This window comes from Bacillus sp. EB106-04-04-XG123 (assembly GCF_058791855.1).
This window is the reverse complement of record NZ_JBYTDZ010000002.1, coordinates 969,556-984,248: the sequence shown is the minus strand read 5'-3', so window position 1 is coordinate 984,248 and position 14,693 is coordinate 969,556. Positions and strand designations below refer to the sequence as shown.

Annotated in this window: 16 protein-coding genes; 13 read left to right on the top strand and 3 right to left on the bottom strand. The window is 40.9% G+C overall.

Annotated elements, in window-relative coordinates:
* Positions 1 to 164: 164 nt before the first annotated feature.
* The 7 genes from mnmE (at position 165) to AC3WTB_RS10315 (ending at position 7,960) form a co-directional block, all read left to right on the top strand.
* Entirely contained in the window at positions 165 to 1,544 is a 1,380-nt protein-coding gene (mnmE, locus tag AC3WTB_RS10345; RefSeq protein WP_039182936.1) for a tRNA uridine-5-carboxymethylaminomethyl(34) synthesis GTPase MnmE, read from the top strand.
* A 17-nt stretch (positions 1,545 to 1,561) separates the two neighbouring features.
* Positions 1,562 to 3,448, top strand: a complete 1,887-nt coding sequence (gene mnmG / locus AC3WTB_RS10340) for a tRNA uridine-5-carboxymethylaminomethyl(34) synthesis enzyme MnmG (protein ID WP_058837882.1) — start codon at positions 1,562 to 1,564, stop codon at positions 3,446 to 3,448.
* Positions 3,449 to 3,461: 13 nt separating this feature from the next.
* Positions 3,462 to 4,181, top strand: a complete 720-nt coding sequence (gene rsmG, locus AC3WTB_RS10335; RefSeq protein ID WP_024424068.1) for a 16S rRNA (guanine(527)-N(7))-methyltransferase RsmG — start codon at positions 3,462 to 3,464, stop codon at positions 4,179 to 4,181.
* A gap of 105 nt (positions 4,182 to 4,286) precedes the next feature.
* Positions 4,287 to 5,162: a nucleoid occlusion protein gene (gene noc / locus AC3WTB_RS10330; RefSeq protein ID WP_039182930.1), complete on the top strand. Its 876-nt coding sequence runs from the start codon at positions 4,287 to 4,289 to the stop codon at positions 5,160 to 5,162.
* A 126-nt stretch (positions 5,163 to 5,288) separates the two neighbouring features.
* Positions 5,289 to 6,116: an orthopoxovirus pf05708 family protein gene (locus AC3WTB_RS10325; protein ID WP_144491821.1), complete on the top strand. Its 828-nt coding sequence runs from the start codon at positions 5,289 to 5,291 to the stop codon at positions 6,114 to 6,116.
* Between the two features lie 235 nt (positions 6,117 to 6,351).
* Complete coding sequence (soj, locus tag AC3WTB_RS10320; RefSeq protein ID WP_008360890.1) at positions 6,352 to 7,113, top strand: sporulation initiation inhibitor protein Soj; 762 nt, start codon at positions 6,352 to 6,354, stop codon at positions 7,111 to 7,113.
* On the top strand, positions 7,106 to 7,960 hold the full coding sequence (locus tag AC3WTB_RS10315; RefSeq protein WP_024424064.1) for a ParB/RepB/Spo0J family partition protein: 855 nt from the start codon (positions 7,106 to 7,108) through the stop codon (positions 7,958 to 7,960). The genes soj and AC3WTB_RS10315 overlap by 8 nt, the downstream gene beginning before the upstream one ends.
* Before the next feature lie 25 nt (positions 7,961 to 7,985).
* Here AC3WTB_RS10315 and yyaC read toward each other — a convergent pair whose 3' ends face one another.
* Positions 7,986 to 8,612 (bottom strand): spore protease YyaC, encoded by a 627-nt coding sequence (gene yyaC, locus AC3WTB_RS10310; protein WP_058837885.1) that lies wholly within the window; start codon positions 8,610 to 8,612, stop codon positions 7,986 to 7,988.
* Positions 8,613 to 8,684: 72 nt separating this feature from the next.
* Here yyaC and AC3WTB_RS10305 point away from each other — a divergent pair, with 72 nt between their 5' ends.
* Complete coding sequence (locus AC3WTB_RS10305) at positions 8,685 to 9,740, top strand: YkvI family membrane protein (protein ID WP_080967203.1); 1,056 nt, start codon at positions 8,685 to 8,687, stop codon at positions 9,738 to 9,740.
* Positions 9,741 to 9,765: 25 nt separating this feature from the next.
* Here AC3WTB_RS10305 and AC3WTB_RS10300 read toward each other — a convergent pair whose 3' ends face one another.
* Positions 9,766 to 10,176, bottom strand: a complete 411-nt coding sequence (locus tag AC3WTB_RS10300; protein ID WP_039182926.1) for a hypothetical protein — start codon at positions 10,174 to 10,176, stop codon at positions 9,766 to 9,768.
* Positions 10,177 to 10,191: 15 nt separating this feature from the next.
* A complete protein-coding gene (locus AC3WTB_RS10295; RefSeq protein ID WP_144468188.1) occupies positions 10,192 to 11,511 on the bottom strand; it encodes a hydrolase in 1,320 nt (439 codons plus the stop codon).
* A 294-nt stretch (positions 11,512 to 11,805) separates the two neighbouring features.
* Between AC3WTB_RS10295 and AC3WTB_RS10290 the strand changes: the two genes are divergently transcribed.
* From AC3WTB_RS10290 to rpsR, 5 genes are all read left to right on the top strand, one after another.
* Positions 11,806 to 12,012, top strand: a complete 207-nt coding sequence (locus AC3WTB_RS10290; RefSeq protein WP_008347561.1) for a DUF951 domain-containing protein — start codon at positions 11,806 to 11,808, stop codon at positions 12,010 to 12,012.
* A 216-nt stretch (positions 12,013 to 12,228) separates the two neighbouring features.
* On the top strand, positions 12,229 to 13,329 hold the full coding sequence (ychF, locus tag AC3WTB_RS10285) for a redox-regulated ATPase YchF (protein ID WP_058837887.1): 1,101 nt from the start codon (positions 12,229 to 12,231) through the stop codon (positions 13,327 to 13,329).
* 108 nt (positions 13,330 to 13,437) lie between these two features.
* The gene (gene rpsF / locus AC3WTB_RS10280; protein ID WP_024424058.1) at positions 13,438 to 13,725 is read left to right on the top strand and encodes a 30S ribosomal protein S6; all 288 of its coding nucleotides are present in this window, start codon (positions 13,438 to 13,440) and stop codon (positions 13,723 to 13,725) included.
* A 36-nt stretch (positions 13,726 to 13,761) separates the two neighbouring features.
* Positions 13,762 to 14,304 carry a single-stranded DNA-binding protein SsbA gene (ssbA, locus tag AC3WTB_RS10275; protein ID WP_007497456.1) on the top strand — a complete coding sequence of 181 codons (543 nt, stop codon included), beginning with the start codon at positions 13,762 to 13,764 and terminating at the stop codon, positions 14,302 to 14,304.
* Positions 14,305 to 14,344: 40 nt separating this feature from the next.
* Positions 14,345 to 14,584 (top strand): 30S ribosomal protein S18, encoded by a 240-nt coding sequence (gene rpsR, locus AC3WTB_RS10270; protein ID WP_008359105.1) that lies wholly within the window; start codon positions 14,345 to 14,347, stop codon positions 14,582 to 14,584.
* Positions 14,585 to 14,693 lie beyond the last annotated feature (109 nt).

The window sequence follows — 14,693 nt, the reverse complement described above, 5'->3', positions numbered from 1 at the left end:
GATAAGATGCAAAGCTGTGGATAATTAGATATGGGATACTTTCACTTCGCTTTCATTTATGGTATCTTTAAATTTTGGATTAAGCGTTTTTGATATAGAGATGGACAATGTCCATTTAATAGATAACAGACTGTTTATTCAGTAGAGAAAGAGGTGAATGAGTGATGGATACAATTGCAGCAATTTCTACGCCTATGGGTGAAGGAGCAATTGCGATTATTCGTTTAAGCGGGCCTGATGCGGTACAGATTGCTGATCGGATGTATAAAGGTCCTAAGGAGAAAAAACTTATATCGGTGGATTCTCATACGATTCATTATGGTCATATTGTGGATTCTAGCACTGAGCAAGTAATAGAAGAGGTCATGGTGTCAGTATTAAGAGCGCCAAAAACATTTACGAGAGAAGACGTTATTGAGATTAACTGCCATGGCGGAATTGTAACGGTCAATAAAGTATTGCAGCTTGCTTTAAGAGAAGGAGCAAGATTAGCAGAGCCTGGTGAGTTTACAAAACGAGCTTTCTTAAATGGAAGAATTGATCTTTCACAGGCTGAAGCGGTAATGGATTTGATTCGCGCAAAGACAGATCGTGCGATGAATGTAGCGATTACTCAAATGGAGGGACGCCTCTCCGGTTTGATTAAACGACTTCGCGGCGAGATATTGGAAACTCTGGCCCATGTTGAAGTCAATATTGACTATCCTGAGTATGACGATGTTGAAGAAATGACGCATCGGGTCTTAGTTGAAAAGGCAACATCAGTGAAAAAGGAAATTGAGTCACTGCTAACGACGTCTCAGCAGGGGAAAATACTTCGCGAGGGCTTATCCACTGTCATTATTGGAAGACCGAATGTTGGGAAGTCTTCCTTGTTGAATAGTCTTGTACAGGAAACAAAAGCGATTGTAACGGATATTCCTGGAACAACGAGAGATGTCATTGAGGAATATGTAAATGTTAGAGGTGTACCGCTTCGTTTAGTCGATACTGCGGGTATACGTGAGACGGAGGACATTGTTGAGCGTATAGGGGTTGAACGATCTAGACAGGTCTTAAAAGAAGCTGACCTGATTTTACTTGTGCTCAATTATAGCGAGGAATTGTCAGAAGAGGATATCAAACTATTTGAGGCCGTCTCAGGCATGGATATCATCGTGATCGTGAATAAGACAGATCTTGAGCCTAAGCTTGATATCGAAAAGGTCAAGCAGTTAGCGAAGGATCGTCCGGTGGTTACGACATCATTATTACAAGAAAAGGGGATTGATGAGCTTGAAATTGCGATTCAATCACTATTCTTCACGGGTTCAATTGAAAGTGGAGATTTAACGTATGTAAGTAACACAAGGCATATTGCGCTCCTTCAGGCAGCAAAACAATCAATTGAGGATGCTCTTGAAGGAATTGAAATGGACGTACCGATCGACATAGTTCAAATAGATTTAACACGCTGCTGGGAACAGTTGGGTGAAATTATTGGGGATGCTGTTCATGAAAGCTTGATTGATCAGTTATTCTCTCAATTCTGTTTAGGAAAGTAAAGGGAGGAACATAAGAAATGGGTTATGAAGCTGGCAATTATGACGTAATCGTCGTGGGTGCCGGTCATGCTGGAGTTGAGGCTGCTCTTGCATCTGCAAGACAGGGCGCCAAAACACTTGTATTGACTATCAACCTCGATATGGTTGCTTTTATGCCATGTAATCCGTCCGTAGGCGGCCCCGCAAAAGGGATTGTCGTCAGAGAAATTGATGCTCTAGGCGGAGAAATGGCACGAAATATAGATAAGACGCATATTCAAATGCGCATGCTGAATACGGGGAAAGGACCTGCTGTCCGTGCGTTAAGAGCGCAAGCAGATAAGTTCCAATATCAGCATGAAATGAAAAAAACAATGGAAAATGAACCAAACCTGACAATGCTGCAAGGTATGGTAGATCATTTAATTGTAGAAGATGATGAATGTAAAGGTGTTGTTACTCAAACAGGGGCGAACTATCGTGCGAAGTCTGTTGTATTAACAACAGGGACTTTCTTGAAAGGCCGCATTATTTTAGGAGACCTTTCGTATTCAAGCGGTCCAAATAACCAGCAGCCTTCTATTAAATTATCGGATCATTTAGCAGAACTAGGATTTGATTTGGTTCGTTTTAAAACAGGAACACCTCCTCGAGTGAATAGTCACTCGATTGACTATAGTAAAACAGAAATTCAACCAGGTGATGATGTCCCGCGGGCATTCTCCTATGAAACGGTTGAATATATTACTGACCAGCTGCCATGCTGGCTAACATACACGAGTTTAGAGACTCATCAAATAATTGATGAGAATCTACACCGTTCTCCAATGTATTCAGGTATGATTAAAGGAACTGGCCCTAGATACTGCCCGTCCATCGAAGATAAAGTGGTGCGTTTCAATGATAAACCGAGACATCAAATTTTCTTAGAGCCAGAAGGTCGTAATACACAGGAAGTTTATGTTCAAGGATTGTCTACAAGTCTTCCTGAGGATGTACAGCAGCGCATGCTTTCAACCATCCCAGGACTCGAGAATGTACAAATGATGAGAGCGGGTTATGCCATCGAGTATGATGCGATTGTACCTACTCAATTGTGGCCTACACTTGAGACGAAGAAAATTTCTGGATTATATACAGCCGGCCAAATTAATGGTACGTCCGGTTATGAGGAAGCAGCAGGTCAAGGGATTATGGCAGGTATTAATGCAGGAAGAAAAGCATTAGGTAAAGAAGAAGTCATTTTAAGCCGATCTGATGCATATATCGGTGTTCTCATCGATGACCTTGTCACAAAAGGAACAAATGAACCGTACCGTCTCTTGACATCACGTGCTGAGTATCGTCTACTTCTACGTCATGACAATGCTGATTTAAGATTAACTGAACTTGGGTATCAAATTGGATTAATTTCTGAAGAAAGATTCCAGTCATTCCAGCAGAAAAAAGAAGCCATCGAAGCAGAGAAAAAACGTTTATATTCTGTCATCATTAAACCAACAGCAGAGACTCAAGAATTTATTCGTTCACTCGGTGGAAGTGAGCTGAAGGACGGTATTCGTGCAAGCGATTTGATGAAGCGTCCAGAAATGAACTATGAATCTGTTGTGAAATTAGCTCCTGCTGCAACACCGCTTCCTTCTGATGTGTGTGAGCAGGTAGAGATTCAAATTAAATACGAAGGTTATATTGAAAAGTCACTCCAGCAAGTTGAAAAACTGAAAAAGATGGAGAACAAAAAGATTCCTGATCGAATTGATTATGACGCCATCAAAGGAATTGCAACTGAAGCGAAACAAAAGCTGAAAGAAGTCCGACCGCTTTCTGTTGCACAGGCTTCTCGTATTTCAGGCGTTAACCCTGCTGATATTTCTATCCTTTTAGTATATTTAGAGCAGGGGCGTATTGCGAAGATAGCAGAATAGAAAGGATGTCGGCATGAACATTGAACAATTTACAGCGGCACTAGAGGAGAAAGGGATCACTCTTTCTCCTGTGCAGCTTGAACAATTTGAAACCTACTTCCGCATGCTTGTAGAATGGAACGAGAAAATGAATTTAACGTCCATTACTGAAAAGGAAGAAGTGTATTTAAAGCATTTTTATGATTCAATATCAGCAGCATTTTTTATTGATTTTCACAAAGTGACGACGATTTGTGATATTGGAGCTGGTGCTGGTTTTCCAAGCATTCCTCTTAAAATTTGTTTCCCTCATCTACATGTGACCATTGTTGATTCTCTTCAGAAACGAATTACGTTTCTCAATGAGTTAGCAAAAGGATTAAACTTACAAGATACTACTTTTTATCATGATCGTGCGGAAACGTTTGGACAACGTAAGGAAAAGCGTGAAAGCTATGATCTTGTCACTGCTAGAGCAGTTGCACGTTTATCTGTCTTGAGCGAACTTTGTCTGCCTCTAGTGAAAAAGGAAGGATTGTTTGTTGCCTTAAAAGCATCTGCCGCTGACGAAGAAATGCAAGCAGGGAAAAAAGCCGTCACAGTCCTCGGAGGAGAGGTTGTTGAGAAGCATTCCTTTGTTCTGCCTTTAGAAGAAAGCGAACGGAACATCATTGTCATTGAAAAGAAAAAGCAAACACCAAAAAAATATCCTAGAAAACCAGGAACACCTAATAAATCACCAATAGAAGGTTGATCATGTAAAAGGTCGGTTTTTCTTCAATATTTATGATTTTACAGAAGGAAAAAACATGAGAAAATAGAATTATAAAAAGGTAGTTTTTAAAGGTGGTGTAGGTTCATGAAGCATTCACTCTCACGCTTCTTCGGGCTTGGTGACAAAGAACATCCTGAGCGTGAAACCGAAATAGAGGCAGAGATTGCTGAGCATGATACATTAAAGGAAGAGATACAGGAGCTCCCGGTCGACACAATTATGCCAAACCGTTTTCAGCCACGCACCATTTTTTCAGAAGAAAAGATACAAGAGCTGGCCACGACGATTCATACCCATGGCATTATCCAACCGATTGTTGTTAGACCAACAGAAGAAGAAGGAAAATATGAACTGATCGCCGGCGAAAGACGTTGGAGAGCGGTACAGACTCTTCAATGGGAGAAAATCCCCGCTATTATAAAAGATTTTACTGATACGGAAACGGCATCTGTGGCATTGATTGAAAATTTGCAAAGAGAAGAGCTGTCTGCTATTGAGGAGGCTCATGCTTATGCACGTCTTTTAGAGCTCCATGATTTAACACAAGAGGCGCTTGCTCAGCGTTTAGGCAAGGGACAATCAACTGTTGCAAACAAATTAAGACTTTTAAAGTTGCCTGAAGAGGTACAACAAGCCATTTTAGAGAAAAAAATCTCTGAAAGGCATGCACGTTCACTTGTGCCACTAAAGCTTCCAGAATTACAAATCGCGCTATTGCAGGAAATCATCGAAAAGCAGTTGAATGTGAAACAGACTGAAGAGCGTGTAGTGAAGATGCTTGAACAAAAAACAGATCGCAAACCGAAGCCAAAACGTAAGGCGTTTAGTCGTGATACACGAATTGCGATGAATACCATTCGTCAGTCTCTCCACATGGTGGAAGACAGCGGACTTAAGATAAATACCGAGGAAGAAGAGTTTGAGGAATATATCCAATTAACAATTCGAATCCCTAAATAGAAAAAAGCTGATGAGCGCCACTCGTCAGCTTTTTTTGTCTTATTTCTAGCACACATTCAATATACATTATATTTATAAATTGGTAAAATATGATTTTAGAAGTGTAAAGGAGGTGACAACTACTTGATGAAAATGAAGAAGACTACTTTCGCCATTATTTGTTATTTACTATTTTCTTTTTCTCTTTTTTCAAATGAAGCGACAATATACGCTGTGAAATCGTCAACGGCTCATCATGCGGATGAAAGTTTGATGACCAACGAAGAATTGAACGTTCTGAAGGAGCAAGGTGCTGTTTCTCAAGATGTGACTGTACAGCAATTCAATCAAGACTATGTGTCTTCCGACGATTCGATCGACTTGATTACAGCTGACGATGATTTGAAGAACTATGGATTACGACAAAATAAGCAGGATGAGCTGGTGACGGATGAGAAGCCGCACACCCTCAAGCTCCTTTTAGGAAAGCCGTATCCTGGTACCGATATTATCCCTAAAAAAGGAGATATTTTGGTGACAACCACTGATGCTGTGAAGGGGTTGGTTGGACATGCAGGTATCGTCATTAATGAGAAAAGCTATGCTTCTATTCCAGGGTTACGGCAGCATCCGCAACTAGATTCCATTCATAACTGGTTTCGCTATAGTGCCAATACAAAGGTAATTCGGATTAATCAAGAGGAAAAGGCAGATTTAGCAGGAGAATGGGCACACGATTATGTGAAAGGTCATCCGAAGGCTCGCTACTCGATCACCATGTCCATTCAATCACTGGATCCGACTTATTGTTCAAAGATTGTGTGGCAGGCCTATGGCAAAACAGGGGACGCATTGGGACATGCGAACTTTACCATTAAGACACCCTACGGATTTTTAAAAAAGAAAAGCTATAAAACAGTAACTCCTAAGGTCATTGTGAGTGAAGGCCGTAAAATAGGTGAATTAAACTTTTGACATGTGACCCTCACTTTTGATGAAAGTGAGGGTTTTGAGCATGTCTATTTCTTGAAAAAGATATATCAATATACTTTTTGGGTGTGTTTTCATTCATCCTTTTATGTACGAAAAGGCACATTCACCGACGAATTTATAATAGGGAAACAAAAAAAGCAAACGTTTCATACTTTTTTTGATAGAATAGGAAGTATGAATGAATGAGAAACTTGTTAAGTTGAAAGTGGGTGACATCGTGGGAAAAATCATAGCGATTACCAACCAGAAGGGCGGCGTCGGGAAGACGACAACTTCTGTTAATTTGGGTGCGTGTTTAGCATACATAGGCAAACGAGTGTTGTTAGTTGATATTGATCCGCAGGGCAATGCCACGAGTGGTATTGGGATTGAGAAGGCCGACGTAGAGAAGTGTGTGTATGATATTTTAGTTGATGATGCAGATGTTCTTGATGTGATTAAGACGACAGAGGTCGAAAATCTTGATGTCATTCCTGCGACGATACAGCTTGCAGGGGCTGAAATAGAGCTTGTGCCTACAATCTCACGTGAAGTGAGGCTGAAGAGAGCACTTGAATCTGTTAAGCAGAATTATGATTATATGATTATTGACTGCCCGCCATCACTTGGACTACTGACGATTAATGCGTTAACTGCCTCTGATTCCGTTTTAATACCAGTTCAGTGCGAATATTATGCGCTTGAAGGATTGAGCCAATTGTTAAACACAGTTCGTCTCGTGCAGAAACATTTAAATACCGATTTAGCCATTGAAGGTGTCTTACTGACAATGCTTGATGCCAGAACAAATCTTGGGATTCAGGTTATTGAAGAAGTGAAGAAGTACTTTAGAGATAAAGTCTATCAAACCGTGATTCCTAGAAATGTGAGGCTGAGTGAAGCGCCAAGTCATGGAAAGCCGATTATCTTGTATGATCCACGTTCAAGAGGTGCAGATGTCTATTTAGACTTAGCAAAGGAAGTGGATGCGAATGGCTAAAGGTCTTGGAAAGGGTATTAATGCACTATTTAACAACGTAGACTCAAATGAAGAAACGGTTGAAGAAATCAAATTAAAGGATTTGCGCCCGAATCCGTATCAGCCAAGGAAAACGTTTGATGATGATGCGTTGTCTGATCTGAAAGAATCGATTCAGCAGCACGGTGTTTTACAGCCAATCATTGTTCGTAAATCGATTAAAGGATATGACATTGTAGCAGGAGAGCGCCGTTTTCGCGCGGCACAACAAGCTGGTCTGACAACAATTCCTGCGATCGTTCGAGAGTTTTCAGAAACGCTGATGAGAGAAATTGCCCTTTTAGAAAACCTGCAGCGCGAGGATCTATCTCCACTAGAGGAAGCCGAAGCGTATGCTTCCTTGCTGGATCATCTAAGTGTGACGCAAGAGGAATTAGCGAAGCGATTAGGGAAAAGCAGACCGCATATTGCGAACCATCTCCGTCTGTTGACTTTACCGGATGACATACAAAAGCTGATTGCAAATGGAACGTTATCAATGGGACATGGCCGGACATTGCTTAGCTTAAAAAACAAAAAGAAGCTGGCGCCTTTAGTAAAGAAAATCGTGGATGAGGGATTAAACGTACGCCAGGTTGAGAAACTTGTGCAGCAGTTAAACGAAAATGTTCCACGTGAAACAAAGAAAAAAGAAGCACCAAAGGATCGAGTGTTGAAAGAAAGAGAGTCTTTCTTACAGAACTACTTTGGTACTTCCGTGACGATCAAGAAACAGAAGAAAAAAGGGAAAATTGAGATTGAATTTCTCTCCAATGAAGATTTAGAAAGAATCCTTGAATTGCTTTCTACGAGGGAATCATCAGAGTGACCATCTTGATACAGGATGGTCTTTTTTATATTCGCCCAGTGATATTTTGAATAGGGGTGAAAAGAGACCGGCTTTTTTCTCTTGTCCAATCCATTTGGTCAATGTGAGATAGACTTTCAGAAAGTGTATTGGCCATAGACATGACTAGATGAAGACGTGTGTTTTGGAGAACGAAGTATTCCATGAAACCACTCACATTGACGATTCCATTAATATGAATATCTCCTACCTCTGGCAGTTCTTTTTGCACACCAGCCCCGGGCTTTAACGGTCCATCTCCAATTTGGAAGGAACCGACACTTTTCACTCTTCCTAAACAGGCATCAACCGCTACAATAAACGGGTGTTTATGAGCTTGTTCAATTTCAGCGAGTTTTTCTTTTAAATTGACTGCATGCACTGGATCAGAGAGTGTTCCATATACATGAAGCTTTTTCAAATTCAGACCTGAAAGCTTTGTACCAACAAGTGGACCTAGAGAGTCGCCGGTTGAGCGGTCTGTTCCAATACAAACGATGGCAACGGGTCTTTTTCCTGCTTTCTGAAGATGCGAGAATAAAATACTTTTAAGCTGTTGAATGGCATTTGTATCCGTATGGGACACGTATTCTTTCACCCTATTTCTAAAAAAAAGACCGTTCTTGCTATTCATAGGTCTCACTTCCTTGTCATAGTAGTTAGTAACAGTATACGGAAACAAGCTTAATTCTATACCTATGAGGTGATGATTGTGTGGAAGGCTGGTTCAAGGTGGACGCTTTTAATTTTAGGAAGCTTAATAGGAGCGGGATATGCTTCCGGCCAGGAAATTTGGCAGTTTTTTGGCATTGATAGCGGACTAGCCATTCTACTGTTTACATTGATGTTTATGCTGTCTACCTATGTGGTGTTAAAAATCAGTTATGAGGTGCGTGCCGATCACTTTGTGCCAGTGCTGGAGCGGCTTGTCGGTCCATGGCTGGCTAAGGTGTATGACGTGTTAATTGTCCTTTATTTATTCACGACAACGACGGTCATGATTGCCGGCGGCGGGGTGACTCTTGAGATGTATCATGTGCCTTTTTGGATTGGCATCGGCGCGTTCTGTTTGTTTTCGTTTATGATTTTTTTCTGGGATGTGAAAGGGCTTTTATCTGTGAATGCTTTCATTATACCAATTTTGGTGGCAGGGCTCATCTATGCGTTTGTTTTTTATTATATGAACCATGATCATATGTGGCGGATTGATTTTGGACAGCAGTACAATTGGCCTGCCAGCATTGTCTTTGCTTCTTTGAATATATTATCCGTTGTGGCAGTGCTGTCTTCGGTTGGGAAAGAAATGAAGGGGCTTGGGGAAGCCAAAGTGGCGAGTATATTAAGCGGTCTCATTTTTGGTGTCATCTCGTATGTGTATAACGAAATACTGGTTGATATTTCTGGAAGCCTTTCAGCAGAGGGAATTCCTTTGTTTACAGTATTAGAAGGGGCGCCGGCGTCTTTGTTTGTGTTTATGACGGTTGTCCTTTGTCTAGCCATTTATACGACGACGGCAGCAGGTTTATTTGGATTATCCAGCCGGATGCTTTCTTTTGTACGAATGCCCCGCTGGCTGGTTGTATTGGTAATGCTTCTTTTGATGGCACCTTTAACATCTCTTGGATTTGCTGATTTGATTGCTTTCTTGTATCCAATTTATAGTTTGTTGAATCTTTATTTGCTCGTCTGTTTAATGCTGTATCCGATTTTAAGTAAAAAGATATTTTCTCGCCCTAAAAATTATATTGATAAAATAAAATAAGCACCTCTCTTTTTAAGAGCTGTGCTTATTTGATCTGAATTGAATCAATAGCTTCTTTGATGTCATCGTAGACAGGCATTTGTTTAAGACGCTGGAGGCGATCCTCTAATTCAGAAATGGCCTGTCCCTTTAAATGCTGGGAAATGTGTTGTTTGACAATGGTCGTCTGGTTTATCATGTCTTCTGTTTTAGCCAACTGATACTCCAAGTGCACGCGTGTATTTGCTAATTCGTCGTGCAGCCGCATTTTGAGCAGCCGTTTTAAATCCTTACGCTGTCCTTCTCTGCGCATGGCCTGAATGGCGGCAATTTCTTCAGGAGACTGTGTTTGTGTGTGTGGTGCCGATTGATTTTCAAATACAGACATGGAGCGGCGGGCACTCACATTTTGCAAGAAACGCTGGGCGTCACTAGGAGGTTTATTTTGATTGATCATGCGATGACTCCTTTCTTAATGAATACCCATTTGCACCGCAAGGCGTCTATCTGCCTTGGCGTAGTCATCACCCATTGTGTACATATGTCTTGAAAGGGTAGAAAGCTCTTGTTCGTAATCTCTCAGGGTGTACAAGGCATTCAGTTGTTTTTCGTGTGAATAAAAGGAGGAATGGGTCTGTTCCATTCTCACTTCCTCTACGAGTGCTTCCACATCACTATGACTTAATAAATCATAGTGGCCAAAGCCGACGAGTCCTTTGAGCTCTTGTTTTACATGATGAACGGCGTCTTTTACGCTTTCATCAATTCCATCGATTTTTTCAAATACAGTGTGTACTTCATGTTCAATAATACTTTGCAGATCATAGGATGAATTTTTCAGTAAATGGGATTTTATGATAATTTCAAGTCCGCTTTGTGCATATGCACGTCCAGAATGAATTTCTTGCAGCAGCATGGCTGTAAAACTTGTATTATGATCAAGCTGTTCATCTAAAATACGGGCAGATCCATTCGGATGGAATGAATATCCATTTTCTTTAAATTCTCCTGAAACGAGAGCTAAAAAAGCATTTGTATCAAAGGATTCGTTCCATTCTATATTCATAGATGCAAAAGCTGATTTTAAAAAGGTGTCTATTTCTCTTTTTTTGTATTTAACGGATTCTTGGACTGAGCCTTGCTGCTTTGGCGGTACGGTGTACTTGACTTGTCCAACCCCTTGATCATGACGATTGAGTAAACCGACGTAATGACTAGGCTGAATATATTCAGTCAACATGTGTGTATATTGACCTTGCTGCGCCTTTTGCTGAATCGAAGGCGATAGACTGCTCCATATATTTGGGCTGTCAAAAGTGACGGCTTTTTTGACAGCTGGCTGTTCTGTTGCAACATAAGCACAAACAGCACCGGCAAGTGCTTGTCCAGTGAGATGGATACCTGCATTCGGATGCTTCTGACAGACTTTCTCTATGTATTCCTTCCCTTTAAAAAAGACATGTTCTTGATTGCTGTCAAGGGACTTTCTTTCAATTGGATAGGCATAATCTGTTTTGAGTAATGACTGTGCAGCGTTGTGTACATCTTGCTTAGATGTCACTGTCATTTGATGTGGCAGCGGACAGTGAAAAGCGACGATGAATTCGTCTGATTGTTCCGGTTGCATCGTTAAACCATATAATTTTTGATCGATTTTTAGAAAATCGTGGACAGTGAGTGTTTGCTGACCTATTTCTATCGTATGGTGCTGCTGGTAATTGTCGATATTTCCAGCATGATCGGATATGATTTTATAGTCTTTATCAGTTAATCTATCCTTTCGATTGACCATCGTACCTGCTCCCTCACATAACATTTATGCAGATATCATAAATCAAAAAATATGGAAAAACCACCGCGTTCTACCAATAAAAACCTTTTGACCTACAGTGTTTGTGACAATATTGAAAAAAAGCGGAGTTTAAGTAACTATTGGTCACAAATAAAATGATCTAAAAGAAGGGTTTTTTCTTTAAAAAAGAATAGGATGAACGATTGAAAGAGACTCTTTGTTTTGTGCATTGCCCTCCATCGCCGTTTTTTTGTACAATAGATGCAATGAAGTGAGCAAGAGAGGTGAAGGCTGATGGCAGACAAAGCGTTTGGGTTACATGATGTTGTTGAGATGAAAAAGCCCCATCCATGTGGTGCCAATCGGTGGAAGGTCATTCGTTTGGGCATGGATATCCGTATTAAATGTGAAGGCTGCGGACACAGCGTGATGATCCCAAGAAGAGATTTTGAACGAAAAATGAAGAAAATTCTCGTCAAGCATGAGGAGCCAACTGCTTAAGTAGGCCTCATGCTTTTTTTATTAAATTTGTCTTTTCTACAGCAAAGCCAGGTGCAATTTCCCGTTTTGAAGCATTGATTTATTCATTTTGACGATGTTTCTTCTATTGAAAATGCATGATGGTTAGCTTGTCTTTTCATGTAAACCTACTTATAATTGCTCTAGGTTCATATTACGCAGTATAACGAGCACGTTTGATATAGAGGAGATGAAAGAATGGCTTTAACAGCTGGTATTGTTGGCTTACCTAACGTCGGGAAGTCAACGCTATTTAATGCAATTACACAGGCTGGAGCGGAGTCTGCTAACTATCCGTTTTGTACCATTGATCCAAACGTCGGAATTGTAGAAGTTCCAGACGAGCGTTTACAAAAGCTAACAGAATTGGTGCAGCCGAAAAAGACAGTTCCCACTGCTTTCGAATTCACTGATATTGCGGGTATTGTCAAAGGTGCATCTAAAGGTGAAGGTTTAGGGAATAAATTCCTTTCTCATATTCGTCAAGTAGATGCGATTTGTCACGTGGTTAGAGCTTTTGCAGACGATAACATTACACACGTAGCTGGTAAGGTTGATCCTGTTGCAGATATTGAAACAATTAATCTCGAATTGATTTTGGCTGATTTAGAAACAGTTGAAAAGCGTTTAGCTCGTGTGAGCAAGCTTGCAAAACAAAAGGACAAGGAAGCAGTAGCTGAATTTGAGATTTTGTCGAAGCTAATGACCGCATTTGAAGCTGGGAAATCGGCAAGATCTGTAGAATTTACAGATGAGCAGCAAAAGCTTGTGAAACAGCTCCATTTACTCACATCTAAACCAGTTCTTTATGTAGCAAACGTGAGTGAGGATGAAGTAGCGGATCATGACGGCAACGAATATGTGCAGCAAATCCGTGAGTTTGCTTCTGGTGAAAACGCTGAAGTCATCGTCGTTTGTGCGAAGATCGAGTCTGAAATTGCAGAGCTTGAAGGAGAAGAGAAGCAAATGTTCCTTGAAGAGCTTGGTATTAATGAGTCTGGGCTTGATCAGCTAATTAGAGCATCTTATTCTCTTCTAGGATTAGCTACGTATTTCACAGCAGGTGAGCAAGAGGTACGTGCTTGGACATTTAAAAAAGGAATGAAAGCGCCAGAATGTGCTGGAATCATCCACACAGACTTCGAGCGTGGATTTATTCGTGCTGAAACGGTTGCGTATGAGGATTTACTAGCTGGCGGAAGCATGTCTGCTGCTAAAGAAGCAGGGAAAGTTCGTCTAGAAGGTAAAGAATATGTAGTGAAAGATGGAGACGTCATTCATTTCCGTTTTAACGTATAGGTTCTTGTCATAGGCCAAGTGATTTGTTATAATATACAATTGTGAGTAATATAATTTATTGCTCCTTGCCCGTTTAGGGCCGCTTAGACCAAAAGGAGGTGCAATCAGATGAGAAAGTACGAAGTTATGTACATCATCCGCCCAACAGTTGACGATGAGGCTAAAAAAGCAGTTATCGAGCGTTTCAATAACGTGTTAACTTCTAACGGTGCGGAGATCACTGGAACAAAGGATTGGGGTAAACGTCGTCTTGCATACGAAATCAACGATTTCCGTGACGGTTTCTACCAAATCGTAAACGTTCAATCTGACGCTGCAGCAGTTCAAGAATTTGACCGCTTAGCTAAGATCAGTGACGATATCATTCGCCACATTGTTGTTAAAGAAGAAGTATAAATCATTGAAATATATATTTAAAGGTGGTCTTTCAATATGCTAAACCGTGTTGTATTGGTCGGAAGACTAACAAAAGACCCTGAGCTTCGCTACACGCCTAATGGTGCGGCTGTAGCCACGTTTACTCTAGCTGTGAATCGTACGTTTACGAATCAATCTGGAGAGCGTGAAGCCGATTTCATTAACTGTGTTACTTGGAGAAGACAAGCCGAGAACGTGGCTAATTTCTTGAAAAAAGGAAGTCTTGCCGGTGTAGACGGTCGTTTGCAGACAAGAAACTATGAAAATCAGCAAGGACAGCGTGTCTTCGTGACAGAAGTTCAAGCTGAAAGTGTTCAATTTCTTGAGCCTAAGAGCGGCGGTGCTGGTTCAGGTGGATACAGCGGCGGTGGCAATAGCGGAGGCCAGTATTATGGCGGCAGCCAAAACGATCAGAATCCATTTGGAAATGAACCAAGTCAAAATCCATATGGCAATCAAAACAACCAAAATCGTAATCAGGGAAATAGCTTCAATGATGACCCATTTGCGAACGATGGTAAACCGATTGACATCTCCGATGATGATTTGCCATTCTAATTGATCTGAAAAAATGACTAAAGGAAAGGTGTGAAAACAAATGGCAGGTGGACGCAGAGGCGGTCGTGCGAAACGTCGTAAAGTATGTTTCTTTACTTCTAACGGTATCACGCACATCGATTACAAAGATGTTGATCTTCTTAGAAAGTTTGTTTCTGAGCGTGGTAAAATTTTACCTCGTCGTGTAACAGGAACTAGCGCTAAGTATCAACGTAAATTGACATTAGCGATCAAAAGATCACGTCAAATGGCATTACTTCCATACGTTACTGGTGAGTAAGTCGTTGACTTAAAAAGCGGAGAGCCCCGAGCTCTTCGCTTTTTTTATTTGTCTCACTAAGAACCTCATCTATTTTTGCTAGAACTGTTTTTGGCAGTCAACCGAGGGG

Bases quoted from the DNA above. Each gene is read 5' to 3' on its own strand.
- mnmE (WP_039182936.1), top strand. From the start codon at position 165: ATGGATACAATTGCAGCAATTTCTACGCCTATGGGTGAAGGAGCAATT.
- mnmG (WP_058837882.1), top strand. From the start codon at position 1,562: ATGGGTTATGAAGCTGGCAATTATGACGTAATCGTCGTGGGTGCCGGT.
- rsmG (WP_024424068.1), top strand. From the start codon at position 3,462: ATGAACATTGAACAATTTACAGCGGCACTAGAGGAGAAAGGGATCACT.
- noc (WP_039182930.1), top strand. From the start codon at position 4,287: ATGAAGCATTCACTCTCACGCTTCTTCGGGCTTGGTGACAAAGAACAT.
- AC3WTB_RS10325 (WP_144491821.1), top strand. From the start codon at position 5,289: ATGAAAATGAAGAAGACTACTTTCGCCATTATTTGTTATTTACTATTT.
- AC3WTB_RS10315 (WP_024424064.1), top strand. From the start codon at position 7,106: ATGGCTAAAGGTCTTGGAAAGGGTATTAATGCACTATTTAACAACGTA.
- yyaC (WP_058837885.1), bottom strand. From the start codon at position 8,612: ATGAATAGCAAGAACGGTCTTTTTTTTAGAAATAGGGTGAAAGAATAC.
- AC3WTB_RS10305 (WP_080967203.1), top strand. From the start codon at position 8,685: ATGATTGTGTGGAAGGCTGGTTCAAGGTGGACGCTTTTAATTTTAGGA.
- AC3WTB_RS10300 (WP_039182926.1), bottom strand. From the start codon at position 10,176: ATGATCAATCAAAATAAACCTCCTAGTGACGCCCAGCGTTTCTTGCAA.
- AC3WTB_RS10295 (WP_144468188.1), bottom strand. From the start codon at position 11,511: ATGGTCAATCGAAAGGATAGATTAACTGATAAAGACTATAAAATCATA.
- AC3WTB_RS10290 (WP_008347561.1), top strand. From the start codon at position 11,806: ATGGCAGACAAAGCGTTTGGGTTACATGATGTTGTTGAGATGAAAAAG.
- ychF (WP_058837887.1), top strand. From the start codon at position 12,229: ATGGCTTTAACAGCTGGTATTGTTGGCTTACCTAACGTCGGGAAGTCA.
- rpsF (WP_024424058.1), top strand. From the start codon at position 13,438: ATGAGAAAGTACGAAGTTATGTACATCATCCGCCCAACAGTTGACGAT.
- ssbA (WP_007497456.1), top strand. From the start codon at position 13,762: ATGCTAAACCGTGTTGTATTGGTCGGAAGACTAACAAAAGACCCTGAG.
- rpsR (WP_008359105.1), top strand. From the start codon at position 14,345: ATGGCAGGTGGACGCAGAGGCGGTCGTGCGAAACGTCGTAAAGTATGT.